The organism is Agriterribacter sp. (assembly GCF_035444585.1).
Lineage (GTDB): Bacteria > Bacteroidota > Bacteroidia > Chitinophagales > Chitinophagaceae > Agriterribacter.
The window spans coordinates 1-2,703 of sequence record NZ_DAOMOZ010000358.1 but is presented as its reverse complement, the minus strand read 5'-3'; the positions used below and the strand labels follow the sequence as shown (position 1 = coordinate 2,703).

The following is a 2,703-nucleotide window of genomic DNA, read 5'->3' as shown; positions in this document are numbered from 1 at the left end:
GTAAATTGATGATTTAAAATTCATCAACGCATTATAACATGTCTGCAGATTTTATACAGGTAATATTTTTTTTGCTGGCGGGTATCGCCTTAATTATTTTACTAACGGCAAGGCTTAAGGTACATGCTTTTTTTGCTTTATCCATCGCCTGCTTTGTGGTTGGACTGGGCGTTCAGTTACCTGTAGCAGGCATTGTAACAGCCATGGAAGAAGGGTTTGGTCATATTATGAAATCGCTTGGTTTTATAATAGTGCTGGGAACCACATTGGGTGTATTGCTGGAACATACGGGCAGCACCCGCGTAATGGCCGAATTCATACTCAAAAAAACCGGTGAACGGCATGCGCCCCTTGCCATGAATATAACAGGTTTTGTTGTAGGTCTGCCTATCTTTTGTGATTCGGGCTATATTGTTTTGAGCGGATTAAATCAAACGCTTGCAAGGCGCACAAAAATAGCCGTTCCTGTTATGGCCACCTCACTTGCTGCCGGCTTGTATGCGGTACATTGCCTTATCCCTCCGCATCCCGGCGCTGCTGCTGCGGCGGGCATTATTGGGGTTGATTTCGGCAAACTCATACTGGCAGGCATAGCTGTTGCTATTCCGGCAAGTGCCGTGGGCTACTGGTGGGCCCGGTATGCGGGGAAAAAGACTCCCCCGCTGCATGTTGCACAGGAAAAAGACGACGGCACACATACAAAATTGCCTTCAGTGATGCAGTCTTTTTTACCTGTGGTTGTTCCAATCGTTTTAATTGCGTTGGGTTCCTTTAGCTCTGTTGAAGCCAATGACAGCCGTATATGGCAAATTTTTAAAATTGCCGGCGACCCGGTGATCGCCCTGCTTGCAGGTGTTTTGCTGGCGCTTACCGCCATCCGCTCATGGAAGAAGAATGCCATAAGCAAATTATTACAGGAAGGAGTGGAAAAGGCTGGCGGCATACTGGTGATCATTGGCGCCGGCGGCGCTTTTGGCGCTGTACTTGCCGCTACAAAAATCGGCAACCACCTCGGCGACAGCCTGCCTCTTGCAAGCATGGGCATCTTCTTCCCTTTTCTGCTCACCGCCCTGCTTAAAACTGCACAAGGCTCATCTACTGTGGCTATCATTACGGCAGCTTCTATTATACAACCTTTAATGCCCGCATTGGGCTTGGATACCCCAACCGGTCAATTGCTTTGTGTGCTGGCAATGGGTGCCGGCTCTATGATGATATCTCATGCCAATGACGCTTATTTTTGGGTGATCAGTAAATTTTCCGGGCTGGAAATGAAAACCATGCTGAAAGTATATTCACTGGCTACTCTGTTTATGGGACTAACAGCATTGGCTGTAGTATATATTTTGTCGCTGGTTATGTTATAAAGAAGGCAACGCGTAACAGGTAAGAAGTAAGACACGTAAGAACAAGACACGTAAGAGGTAAGACAGGTAAGACAGGTAAGACAGGTAAGAGGTATAAGACAAGTAAAAGGATATCTCCGTTCCGGGTTGCCATTTTATCATTTTACTATTTTACAATCTTACTATTTTCCCTATCTTACCATCTTACCAATCTTACCATCTTACAATAAACATATTCACCACCAAAGCAGCCATTACCATCACCTGCCACAAACGTATTAAGCTATATGAAGCGTCCTCGCTTCATATCCGATTATGATCGCCTCCGGCGATTACGCTTAACTTAACTTCCGCTGTATTTCAAAAGCCTTTTACCTTTGCCCCACATGAATGTATTCACAGCAAAAGCAGCCATTACCATTACCTGTCACAAACGTATTGCGCCTTATCTTGAGCAGGAAGTAAAGGACCTGGGATTTACTGTTGAAGACCGTTTTATTACCGGGGTACACATTTCCGGCACAGTGAACGATTGTATAAAGCTCAACCTTAACCTGCGTTGCGCCAGCCAGGTGCTGTACAGCCTAAAGCAATTTGAAGCGCCCGATGCCAATGCTATTTATAATAATCTTGTTCATTACCCGTGGGAAAACATTTTACCTGATGCAGGCTATTTTTCCGTTACCAGCAATGTAAGCAATGAAACCATCAACAATAACTTGTTTGCCAACCTACGCGTAAAAGATGCAATAGTTGACCGCCTGCGTGAAAAAACGGGTAAGCGCCCGTCGTCCGGATCCGAACTTACAGGTGCTGTTTTTAACCTGTTCTGGAAAAACGATCATGCGGAAATCTTTATTGATACTTCCGGCCATTCGCTGGCGCGGCATGGCTACCGTAAAATACCCGGACTGGCTCCCATGCTGGAGGCACTGGCATCGGCTACTATTTACGCTACACGCTGGAACAGGGCTTCGCCGTTTGTAAATCCCATGTGCGGGTCGGGAACACTGGCTATTGAAGCAGCGCTTATTGCCAGCAACAGGCGGCCGGGGTTGTATAGAACAAACTATGCCTTCATGCACATCCGGGGATATAACGATGCGGTTTACCTTAAAGAAGATGCCTTACTGGAAGAGCAGATCACTGATGTTCCGGGGCTTCGCATTATAGCTACCGACTATAGTGAACGGGCCATTGAAAATGCAAAGAAAAATGCTATCGCGGCAGGCGTTGCCAAACTGATTGAGTTTAATGTGTGTGATTTTGCCGATACCGAAGTGCCGCAAGATGTGCCGGGGATTATGTTCGTTAATCCCGAATATGGAGAACGGCTGGGACAAGTGCAGGAGCTGGA

General features: G+C 46.4%; 2 protein-coding genes. Both read left to right on the top strand.

Annotation, left to right across the window (positions count from 1 at the left end; all coding sequences use genetic code 11):
* Positions 1-38: 38 nt before the first annotated feature.
* On the top strand, positions 39-1,367 hold the full coding sequence (locus PLH26_RS21435; protein WP_324588057.1) for a GntP family permease: 1,329 nt from the start codon (positions 39-41) through the stop codon (positions 1,365-1,367).
* 365 nt (positions 1,368-1,732) lie between these two features.
* On the top strand, positions 1,733-2,703 hold a 971-nt coding region (locus tag PLH26_RS21430), incomplete at its 3' end, for a THUMP domain-containing class I SAM-dependent RNA methyltransferase (protein ID WP_324588056.1).

What these genes read in the sequence shown, in the direction of transcription:
- PLH26_RS21435 (WP_324588057.1), top strand. Translation starts at nt 39, where the DNA reads ATGTCTGCAGATTTTATACAGGTAATATTTTTTTTGCTGGCGGGTATC.